Consider the following 22,176-nt stretch of genomic DNA (forward strand, 5'->3'; position numbering starts at 1 on the left):
TGGTTACTCCCTTAAAGATTTCATCTGACTTAATGAGAAAAAGTCATCGCCTATCTCAAAGTCAAACTGCGCCTGATGAGTTGTCATAACAGTTTTATGTCCATCTTTATCAACTGGAATCATCTCCATGACCGCTGGCAATACACGCCCACCCATTTCTTTAATATCGAAGGTCTGCATCACATTAACGAGCTCTTCGAACTCATCATAAAACTCAACTTTACGCTGTAAATTGGTCTCTTTCGATATCCACAATCGAACTTTACTCCAAACAACGGGCGCGTCAGGTTTTGCTATTGCGTCAATGACCCACACTGGATCTTTGTCAAAAACCTCTTCTTTAACGTATTCATGCTCATAATCAACGACGATAGAAGACTGGTTAATCAGATCATCATTAGTAAAGTCGGACCCCATCCACGATTGACTCAACATTGACGGTGCGATTTTGATGACACGCTCAATGGCTGGCACCCAGTTCCACATTTCTCGATGCCGTTTTAGCGAAGCACTGCCTTTGTCTTTCGCTGGGGCTGTTACTAGCACCATCGAGAGATCAGTGCCTTTAGTCCAGTTCTTCATACTCATTGAACGACGCCAGTCTGGACGAATGATCTCCATTGTCGATTCTGTGTAGCTAGAGTCGCCCCGCATCGCTTTGTCTGACTCTTCTACTATTTGGCTCGGGTTTAATTGATCAACTGAGGTTTGATCGGCAACAATAAGGGAGGAGTAGAAAGTGAGCGAGACTGCAATGATCAGCGAGAATATACGATACATAGAGACCTTTTAGCTAAGAAGAACTGGGCCTCCAATATAGCAATCCATGCATACTTTATATTGAATAATCACACAAAACTGGACTCTAAGCGCAGATAAATAGAATTATTCATTTATTTGTCTAAGTTTGGAAACAAAGAAGCCTTCGCAAGAGCAAAGGCTTTCTTTAACAAACTCGTCTCTCTTCCTGAGATTCGGTTATTAATTCTTTGTAACAGAGTAAATTAGATCGTAACTGTAGAGATGTAGAAACCGAGTTCATTGTTTGAAACAGTCGTGACATATTCATCATTTAGGTAAAAAGCGACACTATCTTCACCTCTTTCGCCACGAAGTACTTTTTGTGTTCCATCAATGTAGGAAATGTCCATTTGCATAGTGTTTTCATCAATCTGTCTCATCGTTGCTTTTTCAACGTCGACATTATTTGTTTGCAATGGAACTTCCGTTAGCGATTTGTCTAGGCTACCGTTTACTTTAATCATTGAGTTCATTGGGGTATCAACAACTGCTGGTGACTTACCAGTAATCGGGTTTTTACCTGTCCAGAATTCTACAGCATTAAAGATAAATAGATCGGCCATACTCGCGATACCATAAACAGGAGAAAGAAGTAAAAACATCCCTTCACGTCCGTAACGGTTATCGACAACTTCTAGGTTGAATTTAGAGACCATTCCCGTTGTTGCCATTTGACCCATACAACCTGTTAAAGAAGAAGCACCTAGCGCAACGACAATTGCAATTTTTAAAGATTTCATTTTCATATTGACCACCACTTTTTTTGAAGAAGCGCATCCTAACGATCCCGATCACACTTTGAAACACTTCCACACACTTCATTACCAAAACCTGACTTTGTTAAGTTTGTATCAAATTTACTTATACTCTTTTAAATATCCATCAATTCAACATGCAAACCCTTTAGTTACGTGTACTTAGAGCGTCAAGGCATCCAGTTCTCAAAATTAAGAACGCCACTTTAGGAATACATACTTTTAACAATCACACGCATGATTTAACACGCTGAAATTAAATGATTGTTTATGTCAAAAAGAGATTCCAATCACATTTATATTGGTTATAATCCGCGCTCGTTGCGATATCTGTTGATAAACGCAAACTTATTTTGAATAAATATGATTAACCATGCCTTCTTTCGAGAAGCAACACTGGGACTAAAAATGAGCAAGATCGATAAAGCCATGCGCATCCTTTTAGCAGGATTCTGTATCAACCTTTGTCTTGGCATCCTGTATGCTTGGAGTGTATTTAACAAAGCGCTTGTTACCGACTTTGGCTGGAGCGCAGCTGATGCTTCTTCTCCGTACGCGACAGCAACTATTACTTTCTCTATCTGCCTTTTAGTTGCAGGCATTCTTCAAGACCGTATGGGCCCACGTAAGATCCTTATCTTAGGTACGTTGCTTACGGGCCTAGGCATGATTGCTTCTGGATTTGTTCACTCTGTATTAATGCTGAACATTACGTTCGGTGTAATCACAGGTGCTGGTATCGGTTTCGGTTACGCTTGTCTTTCTCCTTCTGCGATGAAATGGTTCCACCCATCGAAGAAAGGTATGGTTAATGGTTTGATTGCTGCTGGTTTCGGTCTAGCTGCTATTTACCTAGCTCCACTAACTTCAATGCTGATTACCGATCTAGGTATTAACACGGCATTTATGATTCTTGGTGTTGGTGTATTGGTTATTGCTGTACCACTAGCGTGCACAATCAATAACCCACCAGAAGATTACGTTCCAGCAGAACCTAAAGTTAAAGAAGGTCAAGCACCTGTTGCTGTTAAAAAATCAGCGGACGTTAGCTGGAAAGCAATGCTTAAAACGCCTCAGTTCTACTCTCTTTGGGTAATGTACGCATTTGCGGCGTCTGTTGGTCTGATGGTCATTGGTAACATCACTAACATCGCTAGCGTTCAAGCGAATCTACCAAATGCAGTTTACTTAGCGTCTATTCTTGCGGTATTTAACTCTGCTGGTCGTGTTGGTGCAGGTATCCTGTCTGACAAAATAGGTGGTGTGCGTACTCTACTTCTTGCATTTATCCTGCAAGGCGTGAACATGGTTCTGTTCGCAACCTTCGATTCAGAGTTTACTCTCATCATCGGTACTGCAATTGCTGCAGTTGGTTACGGTACGCTATTAGCTGTATTCCCATCGTTAACAGCTGAATACTATGGGCTTAAAAACTACGGTACTAACTACGGTGTTCTTTACACTGCATGGGGTATTGGTGGTGCACTTGGTGTTGCAGTTGTTGGCTATTCAATGGCTCAAAATGGTGGCTACGGTTTAGCTTACACTATCTCAGCAGCTATGATGGCAGTGTGTGTGGTTCTTGCAATTATCACTAAGCCAGTTAAAGAAGTAAGCGCAGATCAGCTACAAGCTGCTAACGCATAACCTTAAGTCTTTAAAAAGCAAAAATTCTCTAAGGCTCAACTCAATGTTGGGCCTTTTTATTACCTATTTCTACTCACACCTCTGCTCTTATATATCGTTATCTCCTGACGCTGTTAATCATGATTTCAAACCACATATCCAAAACAAAAACAACACAATACTGTGAATAGTGCTTATTACTACTTGGCATGAATCGTTATGATACAGTGTTCATCTGAACTTTGACTGACCTGTTTACCGCCAATAAAAAGGCAGTATTCTTCGTTGTTAGTCGATGTCTTTTCTCACAAAATGTCTTTAAACAGAGGCTTTATGAACTCAAAATCCCTCTCTACATTAGCGATAGCTTTACTTTGTTCTCACTCTGCTTTTGCTGAAATCAACAAACCAGATTTGGTATTACAGATTACCGTTGATGGTCTTCGTGGCGATCTATTGGATCGGTATAAACACAACTTTGGCGAAGACGGGTTTCGCTATTTAATGGATGAGGGGATTCATTATACTAACGCGCACTATCAACATGGCAATACTGAAACCATAGTGGGTCACGTTTCATTGGCCACAGGTGCGCCACCAAGTGTCCATGGGATGGTAGGTAACGTCTGGTTCGATCGCCAGCAAGACCGTATCGTTTATAATGTTGAAGATAGCAATTATTCAATGCTGACAAGTGGGGCTGGGGTAGATAAAGCAACAGAGATCGATCCGACTCAACGTACTGCTCAAGGTGATGGCCGCTCTCCGGAGCCAATTCTTTCTACGACGTTTGCCGACGAACTTACTGTATCAAGTGCAGGTAAGTCTAAAGTGTTCTCTGTTTCTATTAAAGATCGCGGTGCAATCTCTTTAGGTGGCCACACAGGAAAAGCTTTTTGGTTCTCTAAAGCACAATCTGAGTTTGTCACCAGTAATTATTATTACGACAGCTACCCTACATGGGTAAACCAATGGAACGAAAAAGCCATGCCTTCTCAGTACTCGGGGAGTAAGTGGTCTTTATCTCTTCCGAAAGAGAACTACACTCTTGTTGAAACGGGTACGGATAATAAAGTCGATTTAGCAGGCTTTAAGAGGACGTTCCCTCACCCTTACGGGCCATCTAGCTTTCAATACTACAGTACAATGCTGACATTAAGCCCTGCCGGTGATGAGATTACTGAAGATTTTGCCAGTACTCTACTAAAGCAAGAAAACCTTGGTAAGAATAGCTTTACGGATTACTTAGCCGTTAGTTTTTCTTCAAACGACTACGTTATTCACTTATATGGCCCAGAAAGCTTAGAAACAGAAGACAATCTTATTAGACTGGACCGAACGCTAGCGAAGTTACTAAAATCAGTCGATGAACAAGTAGGCTTAGAGAATACTTTAATTGTTCTATCTTCAGATCACGGTGTTCCTGAAGTTTCACCAACAGCGAATGGTTTGGGTTTAAATCAAGCTCAATATTTTAAGCAAGATAAGCTTCTAAATGAAAGTGTTGAAACGGCGTTGATGAAAAACTTCGGCCTAGGAAAAGAAGCAATACGAATCTATTCACACCCATACGTTTACTTAAACCGTGAGATCATCGCTGAGAAAAAACTGGATCTAGCCGACGTTCAGCAAGTCGTTGCCGACGAATTAATGAAAATAAACGGGGTTGTTCATGCCGTCACAACCAATGACATCGCAAAGAACCAAGTACCGAATACTCCACTAATGGAAATGATCAAAAACAATTACCACCCCGCTCGTTCTGGTGATGTTTATGTCGTATTCGCACCACGTTCTTACATCAACGATTTTGATGGTCTCTCAGTTGCTTCTACTCATGGTTCACCATGGCGATACGATACTCACGTTCCTATCATTTTTGCCGGAATGGATATAAAACCTCAGCGCATTAGTCGTGATGTGACACCGTACGATGTTGCACCAACACTTTCAAATAAACTGGGCATCACTTTCCCAAGTGGTTCAACAGGCTCAGTTCTTAACGAAGTTGTTGATCGTTAGACGGTAATAATCACTGTATTAAAAGGGAGCTTTGGCTCCCTTTTCTGTTTCATTATTTCCAGTCAAAAATCATCACCAAAAACTATTTATACCCTTCAGACCATAGATTCGACGATGTTGGATTTTGTTGTATACTAAGAAAAGTTTTATGTTTTCTTGGTAACATCATGAATTATCGCAAGTTAATTTCCTTTAGTTTAATCATCATTTTTTCAGGGTGTGCTACATACGCAGGCCTAAACTACGATCAATTGTTCGGTAAGCCTGAAGTTCAACAGCGCACAGTTGATGTTACATCACCCCATTCCGAATTCTTCCTTAACGAGGTCAAACCAATCATCGATAATCGATGTGTGGTATGCCACGCTTGCTATGACGCCCCATGTCAGCTCAAGCTGTCTTCGGTTGAAGGCATTGACCGAGGAGCAAGTGAATCACTCGTTTACCAAGGAACCCGTTTAACAGCAGCCAAACAAACCCGCCTGTTTGAAGATGCGCAATCTACTCAAGAATGGCGTGATAAGGGCTTTCACCCAGTACTTAATGAACGTATACAAACGCCAACCGCTAACATTCAAGCAGGCCTTATCGCCAGATCGCTCATTCAAAAGGAAAACCACCCACTACTTAATGTTCAGCAATTAGAAGGCTTTGATTTTTCGACAGAAAGAGAACAGGAATGTCATTCAATTGAGGAGTTTGACCAATACGAACAAGACTACCCAACTTGGGGAATGCCTTACGGACTGCCTAACTTAGATAGTAAAGAGTACTCAACGTTAATGACTTGGCTTCAAAATGGAGCCAATATGAACTCTCCAATCCCTCTTACTGTTGATCAGCAAGTTCTTGTCGATGAATATGAAACATTTCTAAATAACAGCTCAATCAAGAGCCAATTATCATCACGCTATATCTACGAGCACTTATTTCTATCTAACCTTTATTTTTCTGAGCTTGAGTTGTCAGGTGATAACACTAAAGGCCCACGTTATTTTAAATTGGTCAGATCAGCGACGCCACCTGGGCAGTCAGTTGAACGCATAGTCACTCGACGACCTTACGACGATCCAAAAGTAGAACGTGTCTATTATCGATTGATTTCAGAGCAAGGGACGACCGTCAGTAAAACTCATCTTCCTTTTGCATTGAATCGTGAACGCATCAACAACTGGCAAGAGTGGTTCATCAATGCTGATTATCAAGTAGAACAGTTACCAAGCTACAAAATTAGTGTGGCTGCCAACCCCCTAACCGCATTTACTGACTTACCCGTACACTCTCGCTTTCGATTTATGATTGATAACTCTCAAAATACAATCGGCGCATTCATCAAAGGCCCTGTATGTCGTGGGCAGCTTGCATTAAATGTCATTAATGACCGTTTTTGGGTGTTTTTCACCGATCCTGAAAAAGCAGACATACCAGAAATTAACGATTTTTATCAATCTCAAGAGATTAACCTTAAGTTGCCTTCGGAGCTTGAAAGTAACACAACGCCAATCGTGAATTGGGTAAAATATTCTCACCAACAAGCCCGCTACTTAGAGGCGAAATCGGATGTGCTTAATGAATTTTTTGGCCGAGGAAAGTACCTAGATACGAACATCATCTGGGATGGCGACGGGACGAATAGTAATGCTGCGCTTACAATATTTAGGCACTTTGATAGCGCAACTGTTGTACAAGGGTTAGTCGGGGCGCCTCCTAAAACGGCGTGGATATTAGATTACGCGCTACTTGAACGAATTCACTATTTGCTTGTTGCCGGGTTTGATATTTACGGCAACTTTGGGCATCAGTTAATGACTCGTATGTTCATGGATTTTTTGCGACTTGAAGGCGAAACCAATTTTATTTCTCTATTGCCTCACGACATGCGTCATATAGAGCATTCAAGTTGGTATCAAAATCAAAGCAGCCAAATGAGTGACTATATGCAGCGTAATGTCAGACCTTTCGCTCAGGAAAGTCAGGTTCCATTTAAAACAGACAACTATAAACAAGAGCTCTATGACATTCTATTGAAACAAATGAGTCCGGCTTTGCCCACACGTTACCAAATAGAACAGACAGGACTTACCAATGAGAACGAGCAACTATTAAGAACGCTCGATGCAATTAAAGGTGGTGGGGTTGTTTACTTGCCTGAGACCATAATGATGATCATTGAAACGAATTCGGGCAACGATGAAGTCTTTACCCTTCTTCACAATAGCGCCCATACCAATATTTCGAGTCTGTTTGACGAAGCAAGTAACCGTGATCCAGAAAATGATGATTTAACCTTAGTTAAAGGTGTATTGGGTAGCTATCCAGAGGCTTTTCTTCTCGTGAGTGAGAAAGATGTGCCAAAACTTGTAAAAATATTGTCAACTATTACGGATGAGGTTGACTACATTAAGCTATTGGATCAATTTGGTATTCGACGGAGTGATCCAAGATTCTGGCCTTTCAGCGACCGATTACATGCATGGTACAAGAAAGATCAACCTATCGAATTTGGATTGCTTGACTACAATAGATTTGAGAACAGGTAAATTCGTTCTCAACGCATATCTAGGAGGTGGATCATGGCACTAAAAGATAGTATCGAAGCTCTAGAGCAACAGATTTACATTGCTTGCTCTGAGGCTGATTACGATACCGTTAATATGCTTGAGCATCAGCTAGAGGTGTTACGAGACCGAGCTGAGCATCCTTTAGAGGATAACTCCATTGTGGTAAATGATATTCAAACGCCTAATCAAAAATAGCTATGCTATTGAATAAATAGGGCTTTGAATAAACAAAGGTTTGGTATTTAATGTTAAAGACACCTTTTCAAAGGCTGAAACTACAACACCCTGCTAGCAGGGTGTTGTTATTTTAATGGTTAGCACATTCTGTCGATTACTTGTTTATCTGATCATACATTGCTTCGACAAGCTTACCGGATGGATCGCCCGATAACTCCCACGTAAACATCCCACCTAGCTTGGCAGACTTCGCCCAATTCGCTTTTGCTCGAATAGAGCGTTGATCTTCGAATGAAATAAATACTTTGCTCTCTTCGTTCCACAGGTAAGGGGCTTGAGCCTGCTCATCGTACAAATAGCTGTAACCTTGTTTATCGCTGTAATTCTGCATGAGATCCCAGAACATGAAGTAACCGTTCTCTCCAGTGCCAAATTCCGCGCCTTTTTCTGAAACAAGCTCACCAGATGGAAGTCCACCTTGGTAGTCCTTTGTTCCCTGCCAGCCTCTGCCATAGAAAGCAGCACCCAGTACAAGTTTTTCACTCGGAATACCAAGTTCAATCATTTGGTTTATGAACACGTCTGCGCCCATCCCCCACCAGCTTCTTTCGGTCGCATGTAAGTTAGTCACGTGACCGGTTTGCTGACCCCATCCACCAAGGAAGTCATACGTCATAGCAAACATGTTGGTCAAATAAGGCTGTGCACTGTCCCAGTCAATTTGCGCCGCTTTTGGCCCTACACCAACTGCGGTCGACAATTCGTATTCGCGTGTTGTCTTTTTAGCTAATGCATCTAGATCTTGGCGTAGGGTTTTCACCAAATAGGTAAACGCTTCGCGCTCTTCAGCTTTCTGCTCATCAGTTAACTTTGTATTAGGGTTCCAAGGAGAAGTTGTCATGCCACCTCCACCTGGGTATTCCCAATCTAAATCGATTCCATCAAAAAACGCGTATTCGTTAATTAGCGCAACGGCTGTTTTTGAAAACTGCTCTATTGCTTGTGGGTCTTTCGCCATGGCATGAAAAGGTTCCGACATTGTCCAGCCGCCGAACGATGGCAAAATCTTAATTGAAGGGTTGTCTTTTTTAAGTTGTGCAAGCTGAGCAAAGTGGCCTTTATAGTTAACATCCACTTCAACATTTCCAAAGTCATGCTCAAGGGCCGCTTTTCTGTCAACAATGATGGCTGTATAAGGTGCTTTGCCTTCACAAGCTTCTGCGACTTGAATTTGCACGGCTTTCGATGCGCCAGTATGTGGCCCACACATACTAAGAAATGCATAGATGATGTGGGTCAGTTTATCGGCTGGAATATCTTTAACGGTATAGGCGTTGTCTTCATTTTCATATTGCCAATCGGCAAAGTAACCCGCTACTACCGGTTTCGAGTCAATCGAATCTTCAGCATTGGCCGTTAAAGAAAAAGCAGACAGTATCGCAAGCGTTGTTAGTGTTTTATTCATTGTAACCTCCTGTTATTAGGTTACAAATTAGTGAGTGTTTATTTATTTTACTTCCTAACTAAATAGGGCTGCGAGTGAAAACTCATTAATATCAGCCCTATTACATACATTTCATTTTTTGAGACAATCCTTTGTTCTTTTTAAGTGTTCTGCGTATAAACGAGACTTCCTTACGAAAGTTATTTCGCTAACTTGCTGAGACCTTCCATCTGTTCATCAAGGTTTAATACCGTTAAGGCGTTACTTACGCTCGTCGCAACAACATCAACAACGCCAGTTCTTAACGCGCCCAGAAGTGCCAACGGTTTTGAGTTTTCAGCGGCAATAGCGATAACCTCGGCAATGGGGCGAAACTCTTCAATCCCAAGACCGATAACACGGTCGCTCATAACGGTATCTGAAACCTTGCCATGTACGTCAAAGAAATCATAACCTGCGAAATCTCCTACGACACCTTGCGTTAATCGAGATTGAACCACTTCATCAGTACTAAACCAGCCCAAATCGACCATATAGCTGTTTTCACTCATGTCACCGATGCCCACTAAAGCTACATCAGCTTTACGTGCTAGATCCAATGTCTGTTTAACCGTCGCATTTTGCATGAATGCTCGTTTTTGCTCTGGGTTTTCCGCATAGGCTGGTGCGTACAAAGATTCTGATGTACCGCCATACTTTTTCGCTAGTTGGCGACAAATATGGTCTGCGTTAAACATTCCTCCACGCGGGTGGATTCCACCAATACCGCAAACGAACTTACAGTCTCTCGGAGTAATAACACCTATATGGTGAGCAACAGAAGAAACATTTCGCCCCTGCCCTACAGCGACAACCATCCCATTCTTTAAAGAACTAGTAAGATAATTCGAAACGAGTCCTGCAACCTGAGTACGTTGCGAATCTTCACTCGGTTGATCCAGTGCGATTAGCGCCCTACTTATTCCAAAACGCTCGATAAGACGCTGTTCGATCTTAGCGCTGAATACAGGGTGATATTTGACTGTGATATCAACAATCCCCTCTTCGCGCGCCTGCTTTAACATACGACCAACTTTGGCACGTGAGATTGCAAATTTGCGTGAAATCTCCTCCTGTGTTGCGCCGTCTTGATAGTAAGCGACAGAGATTTCAGTGAGTAGGTTGGTAGCTTCGAGTGAGATGTCTTGAGTGTTTGGCAAAATTGTACCTATGCGCATAAGTCGTTTGTTCCATTCTATGTTAACCACGCTAAAACCACAAAGCATTCGCTCACTGCAATTACAATTGCTCATCACATTTTTGTGATTGTTTTTTCCCAGCAATGGACGCGAAAACGTTTACACAACATAAAGACTATCGGTTAAGAATAAATATCATGACAAAGTTCACTTATTTACAGCCCATACAATTGACAATTTTTCTGATTGCTATAAATATGGATACATCAATTACTCAAGTAATGAGCATACGCTCAAGGGCATTTGTTCACTACAACGGAATATAGATCGAATACTAAGAAAATAGCTCTTTTGTATCGATTTGCTTGCAGAAATCTTTGAATCGCCACTTGGCGTACTAAGCCCCAAAATAGGACGAATTATTATGAGCAATAAGTTAGCGCAACTTCGTAAACTAACAACTGTCGTAGCGGATACTGGTGATATCGAAGCCATTGCTAAGTACACACCTGAAGATGCAACTACTAACCCTTCTCTCATTCTTAAAGCAGCTCAAATTGCAGAGTACGCACCTCTAATTGATGCGTCTATTGAGTACGCTAAAGCACAAAGCGATGATAAAGCACAACAAGTACAAGACACTTGTGACATGCTTAATGTAAACATCGGTAAAGAAATCCTTAAAGTTGTTCCTGGTCGTATCTCAACAGAAGTTGATGCTCGTCTTTCTTACGACATGGAAGGCAGTGTGACTAAAGCGCGTCAACTTATCAAAATGTACAACGACGCTGGCATCACTAACGACCGTATCCTTATCAAACTGGCTTCTACTTGGGAAGGCATTCGCGCCGCTGAAATCCTAGAGAAAGAAGGCATCAACTGTAACCTAACGCTTCTATTCTCATTCGCTCAAGCTCGTGCTTGTGCAGAAGCAGGTGTATTCCTTATCTCTCCTTTCGTTGGTCGCATCATGGACTGGTATAAAGCGAAAGAAGGTCGTGACTTTGAAGCTCAAGAAGACCCAGGTGTTATCTCTGTAGCAAACATCTACAACTACTATAAAGAGCACGGTTACAAAACTGTCGTTATGGGCGCAAGCTTCCGTAACATCGGTGAAATCCTTGAACTTGCTGGCTGTGACCGTCTAACTATTGCGCCTCAACTTCTCGCTGAGCTAGAAGCTGCTGAAGGCGAAGTCGTCGAACGACTAATCGACTCTAACGGCACGAAAGAGCGCCCTGCTGCAATGACTCACTCTGAATTTCTATGGGATCATAACCAAGACCCAATGGCAGTAGAAAAGCTAGCTGAAGGCATCCGCAACTTCGCTGTTGACCAAGGTAAGCTTGAAGACATGATCGCAGCTAAGCTGTAATCACTATCAAATTTAAAGAGGAACGAATATCGTTCCTCTTCTATTTCTAATTATAAATTTACACTTTATTCGGAAGCTATTATGACGCAACCAAGAAAGCAATTGGCTAACGCTATTCGTGCTCTAAGCATGGACGGTGTACAGCAAGCAAACTCCGGTCACCCAGGCGCACCTATGGGCATGGCTGATATCGCTGAAGTACTTTGGCGCTCTCACTTAAACCATAACCCTGCAAACCCTGAATGGGCTGACCGTGACCGTTTCGTACTGTCTAACGGCCACGGTTCAATGTTGATCTACTCTCTGCTTCATCTTGCAGGCTACGAGCTTTCAATCGACGATCTTAAAAACTTCCGTCAACTGCACTCTAAGACTCCAGGTCACCCAGAGTACGGTTACGCTCCGGGTATCGAAACGACAACTGGCCCACTAGGCCAAGGCATCACGAATGCTGTTGGTATGGCGTTGGCTGAGAAATCACTAGCAGCGCAATTCAATAAAGAAGGTCACGACATCGTTGATCACTACACGTATGCATTCATGGGTGATGGCTGTCTAATGGAAGGTATTTCTCACGAAGCCTGTTCACTAGCCGGTACACTGGGTCTTGGTAAGCTGGTTGCTTTCTGGGATGACAACGGCATCTCTATTGATGGTGAAGTTGAAGGTTGGTTCTCTGACGATACGCCTAAACGCTTTGAAGCGTACGGCTGGCACGTAATTCCTGCAGTAGATGGCCACGATCCTGAAGCAATCAATGCAGCAATTGAGGCGGCGAAAGCAGACCCACGCCCTACTCTGATTTGTACTAAAACTGTCATCGGTTTTGGTTCTCCAAACAAAGCAGGAACGCACGACTGTCACGGTGCACCACTAGGCGCTGATGAAATCGCAGCAACACGTAAACAATTAGGTTGGGAGCACGGTCCTTTTGAAATTCCGTCGGAAATTTACGCAGAATGGAATGCGAAAGAAGCAGGCACAGCTAAGGAAGCTGCGTGGAACGAGAAACTTGCAGCTTATGAAGCAGCATACCCAGAGCTTGCCGCAGAATTTAAACGCCGCGTAAATGGCGACCTTCCTGCTGAGTGGGAAGAAAAAACTAGCAAGATCATTGCTGACCTTCAAGCAAACCCTGCAAACATTGCTTCACGTAAAGCATCACAAAATGCTCTAGAAGCGTTTGGCCAAATGCTTCCTGAATTTATGGGTGGCTCTGCTGACCTTGCACCATCAAACTTAACAATGTGGTCTGGTTCTAAATCAGTCTCTGCTGACGATGCATCAGGCAACTACATTCACTACGGTGTGCGTGAGTTTGGCATGACGGCAATCATGAACGGTATGGCTCTGCACGGTGGTTTCGTACCATACGGCGCTACTTTCCTAATGTTCATGGAATACGCTCGTAACGCAATGCGTATGGCGGCTCTGATGAAGATTCAAAACATCCAAGTTTATACACATGATTCAATCGGCCTTGGTGAAGATGGTCCAACACACCAACCTGTTGAACAAGTTGCATCGCTTCGTCTAACGCCAAACATGAGCACATGGCGTCCATGTGACCAAGTAGAATCAGCGGTTGCTTGGAAGCTTGCTATCGAACGCAAAGATGGCCCAACGGCGCTTATTTTCTCTCGTCAAAACCTAGCACAGCAAGAGCGTACAGAGGCACAAGTTGCTGACATCGCTAAGGGTGGCTACATCCTGAAAGATTGTGCAGGTAAGCCTGAGCTAATTCTTATCGCGACAGGTTCAGAGGTTGAGCTTGCAGTTTCGGCTGCTGCTGAGCTAACAGCTGAAGGTAAAAAGGTACGTGTCGTATCTATGCCAGCAACTGATGCTTTCGACAAGCAAGACGCTGAATACCGTGAATCTGTTCTGCCTTCTGATGTTACAGCTCGTATCGCTATCGAAGCAGGTATTGCTGACTTCTGGTACAAGTATGTTGGCTTCGGTGGCAAGATCATCGGTATGACAACGTTTGGCGAATCTGCACCTGCAGGTGAACTGTTCAAGATGTTCGGTTTCACTACTGAAAACGTAGTAAATACAGCAAAAGAAATTTTAGCTTAAAACCGACGCTGATATTAGAACGACAATCAACAGTGCCTAGCTAACGTTACACACTCGAGAAATCTAAAAGCCCCTGCTTACCTTTTAATAGTGTGCAGGGGCTTTTTGTTTTTTGGCAAAACCTTAAACATAGGAATGGATGGAATTTACTAATAACGGTGGACACTCCTAAGAATCTTTCCTAGGTTTATTAATAAGATAAGTATTTTTATAAGCATCAACTTCCCCGTAAAAAGGAGTTAAATGTATCGATTAAGACCCCGAGTGATAAACCTTCTCAATACTTTGATGTTATTCGCATTGATTGGACTTGGAATAGTGCAATGGTTTAGGCACGCACCTCATGCAGAACTTTTAGATTCAGCAGTCATGTTTTGCCTTTTCTTAATGTGGGTATCCATTTTCTTCATAAACAAAAACCAACATACTCGGTTTCTGATCTCTACCACCCTTCTACTGGCTATTGTCGCTATCTACACCTACAGCAAATTTTTTGTATCCGGTCTAGAGGTCAGTTCAGCATTTTTTATTGGGAGTCTTTACTTATTAACATTGATAGTTCTTCTCTATTCTTCTGATAGAAAGTTATATTTGATTCATTATATTTCGACTACGTTTTTCGTCATTACATGGTTTATCACTTTTATTATATTGGTCAGTTATAAAACCTACGGGTCGATTGACCAAGAGTTCGTGTTCGCTCTTATGCAGAGCAATACAAGTGAAATGTACGAATATTTAATTGATACTGTCGTCACTGCGCAGTTTTCTATATTTCTCGTTAGCTTCATTTTTATCATCACTATTTATCTTCGTACTAACTCAAAAAGCCATTTACCTATCACCACAACGCCTTTGTTTGCTTTGATGACGTGTCTGTTTTTATTAAATGCCACATTATCGCAAGATCTATTCAAGGGTATTCAAAACGTTTTTGGATACGCCGAAATCTACCGCCAAGAACTTTCGAAATTACAGACTATTATCACCAAAAGGAAAGAAAGCCATTCTGGTATTAGCGCAACAACAGATTCAACCGGGAATCTACATGTTCTCGTTATCGGCGAGTCGCTTTCCAAACATCACCTTTCGAGCTACGGCTACCGAAGGGAGACAACACCGTGGATCACATCGTCCAAGCCGATTCAATTCGAACAAGCCTACTCTAGCCACACCCATACGATGGAAACGCTTTCTCTCGCTCTTACGCAAAGTAATCAATATAACCAGTTAAGCTACTACGAAAGTGCTTCGCTCATTGACGTACTAAACCAAGCAAACTTCCACACAGCATGGATCAGTAATCAGGTATCTGCAGGAATTTGGGACAACTTGGTTTCTGCTCTCGCCCATGAGAGTGATTATGTACGCTTTATTAATACCAATGTTGGGAAATCGGATAATACACGCAAGTTAGACGACGCATTAGTTAAAGAGCTAGAGCATTACTTGAATACAATCGATGAATCGAATAATCACTTCATCGTATTACACATGATGGGTAGCCACATCAGCTATTGCGACCGAACCAAGGGAAAGGATATCGCTCTTGAGCCTTTGTCCCACTACACCTATCTAGGAACGAGTAATCTCTGTTATGACCAGAGTGTAGCCCTAGCTGACACCATGTTAGAAAAGGTTCATAACCTGATTTCGAAATCTCCCTCCTTTTCGACACTCATATTTATACCCGATCACGGAGAAGATGTATTTGCCAACAGAGGTCACGACGCTAAGCGCTTTACGGAACCAATGGTTGAGGTCCCTTTCTTAATATGGACAGGAAGCACATTCAATCAAAAACAACGCACAATATTAGAAGATAACAAAAACAAGGTATTTACCAACGACCTGCTTTTTGACTCAGTATTGGGAATCTTGGACGTTGATACCAGTGTTAAACAAGCAGGTTTTGATATTAGCTCACCAAATTATAATTTGTCCCTTACACAAGCCACCACAATGCATGGAAAAGTTGCCATACAATCATTAGCGACTCAGAAAACTCGTTCTAATCTGACGATAAACCCATCTCTGATGGCACACAGAGTGAACACTATTGGAATGCTAGATGATGTATATAACGCTGGATTTAAACGTATTGAAGTCGATCTTTGGGTTGATGAAACCACACAACAGATCAAAGTTGGCCACGACTTAAATACTTTATCTGAGCAATCGTTAGGCAGCTTTTTAGAGTTTGAAAACGAACAATTTGAGGAACTTTGGTTTGATGTAAAAAACCTAACATCACTAAACTTACCTAGCGTGCGCGATCAACTTGAAAGCTTAGACCAAACATACAACCTTAAGTCTCGAACGTTACTGGAAACCTCTTCACGTTCGGATGATCTTCGTCAACTGTCAGAACTAGGTTGGAAAATCAGTTATTACCTTCCAACTAAAAAACTCACAGACATGATGACGACGGCAAGTAATCAAGAGATTGAGAGCTATACCACTCAACTATTTTTTCAACTAAATGAACAAAGTATAGCTTCGATGAGTTTTGATTCATCACTCCTCTTATTTGTAGACGAACATTTCACACAGAAGATTATTAACCCCCTTCAACTTGAACTTAATACTTGGACTCAGATACATGTCGATGACAATAACTTAAAGACAAAGCTAGACAATGCAGGTCTCCATCACCCAAAAATAAATAACATCATTGTTATCTATAACTCTCAATTCAGGCTTTAAGCTTAAGGCTTAGCACCTTCCTCCCTCGCTATTACGTAGGATTAACCACCTGACTCTTCTTCACATCCCATGCAAACAAACCAATCACCATCAATACGAATGGGAGGACGTATATATTCAGATTTTGCCACCCTGCGGTCGACTCTAGCCAGCCGGAAAGAAGCGCTGTCACAGTCACACAACTAAATACGACACACTCATTGAAAGCCTGAGCCTTTGCTTTATTACGCTCTTTATACGCTTGACTGAACATGCCAGTCGCTGCGATGAACATGAAGTTCCAGCCAACACCCAAAAGCACTAACGCTGCTCTAAAGTGCCAAATTGATTGTCCGTGGATATTGATTGCGATACACGCGACGAACAACAAGCCGCCCACCAGAATCATTATTCGTGCACCAAACTGTTCTATCAATCGACCAGTAAAAAATGCCGGTAAAAACATACCTAATACATGCCATTCAATGACGCCTGCAGCTCTTGTGAAATCAAAACCGCATCCGATCATCGCCAATGGCGTTGCAGTCATTAAAATATTCATGACTGCATAAGCCACCATAGCTGCAAATACTGCTGCCATAAAGTTGGGCTCTTTAATGATAACGCCAAGTTTCTCTGCTTTTAATGATTTTGAACTTAAGGATACTTTAGGAAATTGTATCGTTTGTAAGATGATTAACGCGATAATATTCAGGACAATTAATGAACCAAACGCACCAATATATAGTCCATCTGGTGACCATTGTTGTGACTGGATAGCCAAATTGGGCCCCAACACAGCAGCTAGGACACCACCCGCCATTGAAATAGAAATCGCACGGTGACGAGCGTTGACGTTACAAACTTCGATCGCAGCAAACCGATAAAGGGTGCCAAAGCCAATACCAATTCCTAGTAGAAATGTCGCAAAACAAAATAGATAGAAGTTCTGCTGTGTTAATGAATAAGTGGCTAGGCTGGCACCTGTAATTCCAACCACATTACCAATACTAAAACCTCTTTTACGACCTAGCTTCCCAGAGATTAAAGACGCTGGAATTGTTGCTGACATTAGCCCTAGAAACTGAAGAGCTACTGGCAATGTAATCATACTGGCACTAGGGGCGATCTGTTTTCCTATCAAGCCTATAACCGATATCAACAGGATATTTCCCGTCATTAACAGCGCCTGACAGAGCGACAGTAACCAAACGTTCCTATTCATTTATCGTCCTTAATATGTTCTGGCCTCTAACTAAAACAAAAAACCAACAAAGTGGCAACTAAACAATACTGTAAGGAATATAGAAAATGAGCCTAATAGCCGTTCAAGAAACAAAAATGGCCAAACATAGTGTTTGGCCATTTTCTTTTTAATACTTTCGATTTGTTATTGCTTAAAACGCGTAGATCACGCCACCTTTGAAGTTACTTTGCCCTAGGTTCTTACTGAAGACATATTCGTAGCTTGCTTGGATTCCGAAACCGCCTCTGACATTAAAGGTATTGTGTAATTTCGCTTTGTGTATACCGTGATCAAATGTATCACTATAGCTATAAGCAGGATTAACTGACCATACGCTATTTACTTTAATCGATACACCAGCTTCGGCAACTGCTGCATGATCATATGTTTTATAGTAACCAGCTTGACCGGAGTTATCCACATTCGATGTTCTTCGAGTAGGACGAATCCAATCGACACCACCGCTGAGGTAACCTTCAATATTGTCTGCCAACGGTAAGGCAAAGCCTAATTGTAAATCAACACTTTCGAGATCAGTTGAGCCTCTTGTGAGAGCTTCGTAGTTAGCAGCGATAAACAATGGGTTATCAAGTGAATATACGCCGTTCACGTACAAACCAAATAACGATTTAGATATATTTTCGTTATTATATTTGTCACCAAAGTAGTCTTGAAATCCGTTGCTTCCGACTTCGGTGAACTGAAATCCACCGGCAATGCTCGATTGTGTTTTATTGGCAAGTGCGACTTGGCTAAAAGGAACGATTAGACAGAACGCAAGTACGGTAGTGGTTTTCATTTTAATAAGCTCAGAACATAATATTGGGCGCTACTATATCACTTACCGAATCAATATCGAGGAATAACCATTATTCCCCGATGTTTCCAAGTAACGTTAAGGCTTACTAAGCTAATTATTCGACACGACAAATAGCACTTCAACTCTTCGATTACACGCTTTACCCGCAGTAGTTTTATTCGTGCATGCTGGTACGTATTCGCCATAACCTCGTGTGAAAATGGAATCCATTGCTACGTTATTTTTAATAAGCGTTTTTTTAACTTGTTTCGCTCGTCTTAACGATAGTCCATCATTGAAGTTAGGGGTACCTGTGCTGTCAGCGTGGCCGTCGATGACAATATCGATGCCAGGATCGTTTGCCAGATAATCGCCCATCATACCTAACCAGTAAGATGAATCTGGTGATACCTTCGAAGAGCCTGTTTCAAACTTAATGGTGTCTTTGAGTTTTACCATGACATGATTGCCTGGTAATACTTCATAATCAACGCCATGTTTTAATAAAAAGCTCTGCAATGAATCGTAACTAGACGTTCGTTGCTGCCCCATTGGCCCTTCTACACCCGCGGTTGATATCTGAGGTGCTTTCCGCCATTCGGGATAACGTAAATCGACATCACCTTTAGGCGCAACATCTAGCATGTCATCACCCATCAACATCATATCGGACGACAAAGTCCCACACCCTGTTAATACAAGTAAAATTGGTAAAGCGAAATACTTCATAACGGTACCATCTCATCTTTATTTAATATCATCCTGCTTGTTAAAGTATATCGGCCGTTACCGAAAAACTTTAGTTTTCAACCAAAATATTTTCATTTCCTCAACACGATAAAAACTCGGCCTTAAAGAGGCTCGTGTTGTTGAAATATCTCAGAAATAGTAGAAGAAATTCGTTTTCGTCGGCGTTAGATACAGTTAGAATCTTGATACTTAAATAGATTAGGCTCTACGCTATGAAAAAAATATCATCTCTGTTTGTTATCGTTCTTTTATCCATTACCGCATTAGTGGGTTGTTCTGAAAATGCCACACCAGTGGAAGGCAAACAGTTTGAGTACTTACCTGTTGATCTGTCAAGCTACGGTCTTGCGCCTGTTACTGAAGTATTCTCACTAACTTGCGGCCACTGCCGTCAGATGGAAAAAGTTATTCCAGAGCTTGAAAAATCGACTAATCAAAGCATCGCTAAAGTTCACGTGACATTTAACGAGAGTGCTCATATTGCCGCCATGATTTATTACAGCGCACAGCTGCAGCTTAATGCAACGCCTGATCACGTAATGATGGATGAGCTATTTGCAGCAGTTCAACTTGGTGAAGGCTCAACGTTAACAGATCGTAAACTTGCTATTGATAACGCATTTGAGTCTCGCGGACTAGTAAGCCCATACGATCTAGACAAAGAGATGCAACAAAAGCTGTTTGATACTCTCGAATTAGCACAAGAAGTGTCGGTTAAAGGTCAGATCAACTCGGTCCCTACCTTTATTGTCAGTGGTAAGTACCTTATTTTGACTCAAGGTCACAGCGATGTAGAAAGTATTGCAAAAACCATTAATTACTTAATCGAAAACTAGCCTTACCGTTGAGCTCTTATCTTTTTAAGAGCAATCGCTATTTAAAAATGGTTACTTAATAAAAACAACCACTTAATCTCAAACAGGAATATTATGAGTAAATTTATCATTCCAGTCGCTATCGTCGTATTGGCGATCTTCTTCATCTACCGTGCATGGAATAACGGCAAGCTTGCAGAAGTGAATCAAGTCCAAGGTGAAGCATTTTTAGCAGAGAATGCGTCGAAAGAAGGCGTTATCACCACAGACAGTGGCTTACAGTATCAAGTTTTACAAAAAGGAACAGGGGAAGCTCACCCAACATCAACTAGCCGCGTAAAAGTGCACTATCACGGGACGCTCATTGATGGCACCGTCTTTGATAGTTCTGTTGAGCGAAATGAACCAATTGCATTTGGTCTAAATCAAGTCATTAAAGGCTGGACCGAAGGCGTCCAGTTGATGGTTGAAGGTGATAAATATCGTCTGTTTGTACCAAGTAACCTAGGTTACGGTAAAGGTGGAACAGGACCGATTCCACCAGCATCGGTTCTCATCTTTGATGTCGAGTTACTAGAAATCCAATAGCGGTTATTCTTTAGCAACTGAAATGAAAAAGAGTCGAACTATCGACTCTTTTTTATACCTGTTTTTTGTACCTAACGTTCGTACCCGCGTAAAAAATCTATATCATGCGTTAGTTGTTTAGTGGATAAAATACCAGTTCAGAGCCTTCGACCATTATGCAGTCCATTCCAGCAGCATGCGCCGCTTTCTTACCTAAGTTCGTATCTTCAAACACAACACATTGATTCGGGGCTATACCTATTTGTTCGGCAGCCAGCAAAAATGTATCAGGCTCTGGTTTGTGGTTGGAAACATCCGTTGCTGAGACAACTGTGTCTAGTTTTGATAGTAAGCCCGCTTTATCTAAAAGACGTAAAGCACTGGTACGTTGGCTTCCCGTACCGACAGCAAGCTTCTTTTTTCCGTAATGCTGCTCAAGCACCTCGACTGTGCATGAAATCGGTTCGCCTTGCTCTGTGATAGCGGCAAACGCCTGCATTTTAAACGCCGCAATCTCATCCGCATTTAGCTTTAAATCAAACTCACGATTAATCTCTGCGACAATTTTATAACTCGGCATTCCGCCTAAGCTATTTAGCCACTCTCTGGTAAACGGAAAGTCAAAATGTAACGATGTTTTTTCCCATGCATCTAAATGTGCAGGCATTGTATCAATCAAGGTTCCATCCATATCAAAAATTAGACCTTGATACTTCTTTAAATCAATGTACATTCTCGGTATTCCACTTTTCGTCATTAGACGACGATAAATCGTTAGTAAATAAGTATGCTCAAAATATCAAATAGTGTCACTCTACAATCTTGGGAAATTCAGTTAACGGCTATTCGCGCCCAAGGAGCAGGCGGGCAAAACGTGAACAAAGTTTCTTCCGCCATACATCTTCAGTTTGATATTAAGCGCTCTACCCTGCCTGACTTCTATAAAGAGAGACTATTGGCCCTATCCGATAGTCGATTAACAAAGGAAGGTGTCATCATTATTAAAGCGCAATCTTTTAGAACCCAAGAAATGAATAAAGAAGATGCGTTAAACCGCCTGAAAGATCTGATCCTCTCTGCCACAATCGTGCAAAAAACAAGAAGGCCTACTAAGCCGACAAGAAACTCCCAAAAAAGAAGAGTCGATGCAAAGAAACGAAAAAGTAATACTAAGGCGCTTAGAGGTAAGGTCTCCGATTAAATAAGAAAACCAGTAGCCAACGTATTGCTTACCGTATACTTATCCTTTATCTGAAATACTTTTATCGAACATTATCTATCATCCCGCATTTTCGA

At 41.8% G+C, this 22,176-nt stretch carries 18 protein-coding genes; 10 read left to right on the plus strand and 8 right to left on the minus strand.

The window, feature by feature from the left end:
- Positions 1-3: 3 nt before the first annotated feature.
- Positions 4-780, minus strand: coding sequence for an outer membrane lipoprotein-sorting protein (locus tag L4C54_RS05770; RefSeq protein WP_428807434.1), 777 nt, complete (start codon positions 778-780; stop codon positions 4-6).
- Positions 781-1,004: 224 nt separating this feature from the next.
- Entirely contained in the window at positions 1,005-1,547 is a 543-nt protein-coding gene (locus L4C54_RS05775) for a DUF3332 domain-containing protein (RefSeq protein ID WP_428807435.1), read from the minus strand.
- A gap of 417 nt (positions 1,548-1,964) precedes the next feature.
- On the opposite strand from L4C54_RS05775, the gene L4C54_RS05780 reads away from it, so the two are divergent.
- The 4 genes from L4C54_RS05780 (at position 1,965) to L4C54_RS05795 (ending at position 7,960) form a co-directional block, all read left to right on the plus strand.
- The gene (locus L4C54_RS05780) at positions 1,965-3,203 is read left to right on the plus strand and encodes an L-lactate MFS transporter (RefSeq protein ID WP_428807436.1); all 1,239 of its coding nucleotides are present in this window, start codon (positions 1,965-1,967) and stop codon (positions 3,201-3,203) included.
- Between the two features lie 312 nt (positions 3,204-3,515).
- Positions 3,516-5,204, plus strand: coding sequence for an alkaline phosphatase family protein (locus L4C54_RS05785; protein WP_428807437.1), 1,689 nt, complete (start codon positions 3,516-3,518; stop codon positions 5,202-5,204).
- 167 nt (positions 5,205-5,371) lie between these two features.
- Complete coding sequence (locus L4C54_RS05790; protein ID WP_428807438.1) at positions 5,372-7,744, plus strand: fatty acid cis/trans isomerase; 2,373 nt, start codon at positions 5,372-5,374, stop codon at positions 7,742-7,744.
- Between the two features lie 33 nt (positions 7,745-7,777).
- The gene (locus tag L4C54_RS05795; protein ID WP_428800126.1) at positions 7,778-7,960 is read left to right on the plus strand and encodes a hypothetical protein; all 183 of its coding nucleotides are present in this window, start codon (positions 7,778-7,780) and stop codon (positions 7,958-7,960) included.
- A gap of 136 nt (positions 7,961-8,096) precedes the next feature.
- Here the strand turns inward: L4C54_RS05795 and L4C54_RS05800 are convergent, their stop codons facing one another.
- Positions 8,097-9,407: a glycoside hydrolase family 18 protein gene (locus L4C54_RS05800; protein WP_428807439.1), complete on the minus strand. Its 1,311-nt coding sequence runs from the start codon at positions 9,405-9,407 to the stop codon at positions 8,097-8,099.
- 179 nt (positions 9,408-9,586) lie between these two features.
- Complete coding sequence (locus L4C54_RS05805) at positions 9,587-10,603, minus strand: sugar-binding transcriptional regulator (RefSeq protein ID WP_428800124.1); 1,017 nt, start codon at positions 10,601-10,603, stop codon at positions 9,587-9,589.
- 385 nt (positions 10,604-10,988) lie between these two features.
- On the opposite strand from L4C54_RS05805, the gene tal reads away from it, so the two are divergent.
- From tal to L4C54_RS05820, 3 genes are all read left to right on the plus strand, one after another.
- Positions 10,989-11,939 carry a transaldolase gene (gene tal, locus L4C54_RS05810; protein ID WP_428800123.1) on the plus strand — a complete coding sequence of 317 codons (951 nt, stop codon included), beginning with the start codon at positions 10,989-10,991 and terminating at the stop codon, positions 11,937-11,939.
- A gap of 81 nt (positions 11,940-12,020) precedes the next feature.
- Positions 12,021-14,018, plus strand: a complete 1,998-nt coding sequence (tkt, locus tag L4C54_RS05815) for a transketolase (protein WP_428807440.1) — start codon at positions 12,021-12,023, stop codon at positions 14,016-14,018.
- Positions 14,019-14,723: 705 nt separating this feature from the next.
- Positions 14,724-16,724: a phosphoethanolamine transferase gene (locus tag L4C54_RS05820; RefSeq protein ID WP_428807441.1), complete on the plus strand. Its 2,001-nt coding sequence runs from the start codon at positions 14,724-14,726 to the stop codon at positions 16,722-16,724.
- A 31-nt stretch (positions 16,725-16,755) separates the two neighbouring features.
- Here L4C54_RS05820 and L4C54_RS05825 read toward each other — a convergent pair whose 3' ends face one another.
- From L4C54_RS05825 to L4C54_RS05835, 3 genes are all read right to left on the minus strand, one after another.
- Positions 16,756-17,928: an MFS transporter gene (locus L4C54_RS05825; protein WP_428807442.1), complete on the minus strand. Its 1,173-nt coding sequence runs from the start codon at positions 17,926-17,928 to the stop codon at positions 16,756-16,758.
- A gap of 172 nt (positions 17,929-18,100) precedes the next feature.
- On the minus strand, positions 18,101-18,748 hold the full coding sequence (locus L4C54_RS05830; protein ID WP_428800119.1) for a hypothetical protein: 648 nt from the start codon (positions 18,746-18,748) through the stop codon (positions 18,101-18,103).
- Positions 18,749-18,859: 111 nt separating this feature from the next.
- Positions 18,860-19,477 (minus strand): OmpA family protein, encoded by a 618-nt coding sequence (locus tag L4C54_RS05835; RefSeq protein WP_428800118.1) that lies wholly within the window; start codon positions 19,475-19,477, stop codon positions 18,860-18,862.
- Positions 19,478-19,710: 233 nt separating this feature from the next.
- Between L4C54_RS05835 and L4C54_RS05840 the strand changes: the two genes are divergently transcribed.
- Both L4C54_RS05840 and bamJ read left to right on the plus strand, forming a co-directional pair.
- Positions 19,711-20,334, plus strand: coding sequence for a thioredoxin domain-containing protein (locus L4C54_RS05840; RefSeq protein WP_428800117.1), 624 nt, complete (start codon positions 19,711-19,713; stop codon positions 20,332-20,334).
- Between the two features lie 93 nt (positions 20,335-20,427).
- On the plus strand, positions 20,428-20,901 hold the full coding sequence (gene bamJ / locus L4C54_RS05845) for a BamJ family beta-barrel-assembly machinery protein (RefSeq protein ID WP_428800116.1): 474 nt from the start codon (positions 20,428-20,430) through the stop codon (positions 20,899-20,901).
- 109 nt (positions 20,902-21,010) lie between these two features.
- Here bamJ and L4C54_RS05850 read toward each other — a convergent pair whose 3' ends face one another.
- On the minus strand, positions 21,011-21,613 hold the full coding sequence (locus tag L4C54_RS05850) for a beta-phosphoglucomutase family hydrolase (RefSeq protein WP_428807443.1): 603 nt from the start codon (positions 21,611-21,613) through the stop codon (positions 21,011-21,013).
- Between the two features lie 54 nt (positions 21,614-21,667).
- Between L4C54_RS05850 and arfB the strand changes: the two genes are divergently transcribed.
- Positions 21,668-22,081: an alternative ribosome rescue aminoacyl-tRNA hydrolase ArfB gene (arfB, locus tag L4C54_RS05855; protein ID WP_428807444.1), complete on the plus strand. Its 414-nt coding sequence runs from the start codon at positions 21,668-21,670 to the stop codon at positions 22,079-22,081.
- Positions 22,082-22,176: the final 95 nt, after the last annotated feature.

Source organism: Vibrio lamellibrachiae, assembly GCF_050337265.1.
Lineage (GTDB): Bacteria > Pseudomonadota > Gammaproteobacteria > Enterobacterales > Vibrionaceae > Vibrio > Vibrio kyushuensis.

What these genes read in the sequence shown, in the direction of transcription:
- L4C54_RS05770 (WP_428807434.1), bottom strand. Translation starts at nt 780, where the DNA reads ATGTATCGTATATTCTCGCTGATCATTGCAGTCTCGCTCACTTTCTAC.
- L4C54_RS05775 (WP_428807435.1), bottom strand. Translation starts at nt 1,547, where the DNA reads ATGAAAATGAAATCTTTAAAAATTGCAATTGTCGTTGCGCTAGGTGCT.
- L4C54_RS05780 (WP_428807436.1), top strand. Translation starts at nt 1,965, where the DNA reads ATGAGCAAGATCGATAAAGCCATGCGCATCCTTTTAGCAGGATTCTGT.
- L4C54_RS05785 (WP_428807437.1), top strand. Translation starts at nt 3,516, where the DNA reads ATGAACTCAAAATCCCTCTCTACATTAGCGATAGCTTTACTTTGTTCT.
- L4C54_RS05790 (WP_428807438.1), top strand. Translation starts at nt 5,372, where the DNA reads ATGAATTATCGCAAGTTAATTTCCTTTAGTTTAATCATCATTTTTTCA.
- L4C54_RS05795 (WP_428800126.1), top strand. Translation starts at nt 7,778, where the DNA reads ATGGCACTAAAAGATAGTATCGAAGCTCTAGAGCAACAGATTTACATT.
- L4C54_RS05800 (WP_428807439.1), bottom strand. Translation starts at nt 9,407, where the DNA reads ATGAATAAAACACTAACAACGCTTGCGATACTGTCTGCTTTTTCTTTA.
- L4C54_RS05805 (WP_428800124.1), bottom strand. Translation starts at nt 10,603, where the DNA reads ATGCGCATAGGTACAATTTTGCCAAACACTCAAGACATCTCACTCGAA.
- tal (WP_428800123.1), top strand. Translation starts at nt 10,989, where the DNA reads ATGAGCAATAAGTTAGCGCAACTTCGTAAACTAACAACTGTCGTAGCG.
- tkt (WP_428807440.1), top strand. Translation starts at nt 12,021, where the DNA reads ATGACGCAACCAAGAAAGCAATTGGCTAACGCTATTCGTGCTCTAAGC.
- L4C54_RS05820 (WP_428807441.1), top strand. Translation starts at nt 14,724, where the DNA reads ATGCAGAGCAATACAAGTGAAATGTACGAATATTTAATTGATACTGTC.
- L4C54_RS05825 (WP_428807442.1), bottom strand. Translation starts at nt 17,928, where the DNA reads ATGAATAGGAACGTTTGGTTACTGTCGCTCTGTCAGGCGCTGTTAATG.
- L4C54_RS05830 (WP_428800119.1), bottom strand. Translation starts at nt 18,748, where the DNA reads ATGAAAACCACTACCGTACTTGCGTTCTGTCTAATCGTTCCTTTTAGC.
- L4C54_RS05835 (WP_428800118.1), bottom strand. Translation starts at nt 19,477, where the DNA reads ATGAAGTATTTCGCTTTACCAATTTTACTTGTATTAACAGGGTGTGGG.
- L4C54_RS05840 (WP_428800117.1), top strand. Translation starts at nt 19,711, where the DNA reads ATGAAAAAAATATCATCTCTGTTTGTTATCGTTCTTTTATCCATTACC.
- bamJ (WP_428800116.1), top strand. Translation starts at nt 20,428, where the DNA reads ATGAGTAAATTTATCATTCCAGTCGCTATCGTCGTATTGGCGATCTTC.
- L4C54_RS05850 (WP_428807443.1), bottom strand. Translation starts at nt 21,613, where the DNA reads ATGTACATTGATTTAAAGAAGTATCAAGGTCTAATTTTTGATATGGAT.
- arfB (WP_428807444.1), top strand. Translation starts at nt 21,668, where the DNA reads ATGCTCAAAATATCAAATAGTGTCACTCTACAATCTTGGGAAATTCAG.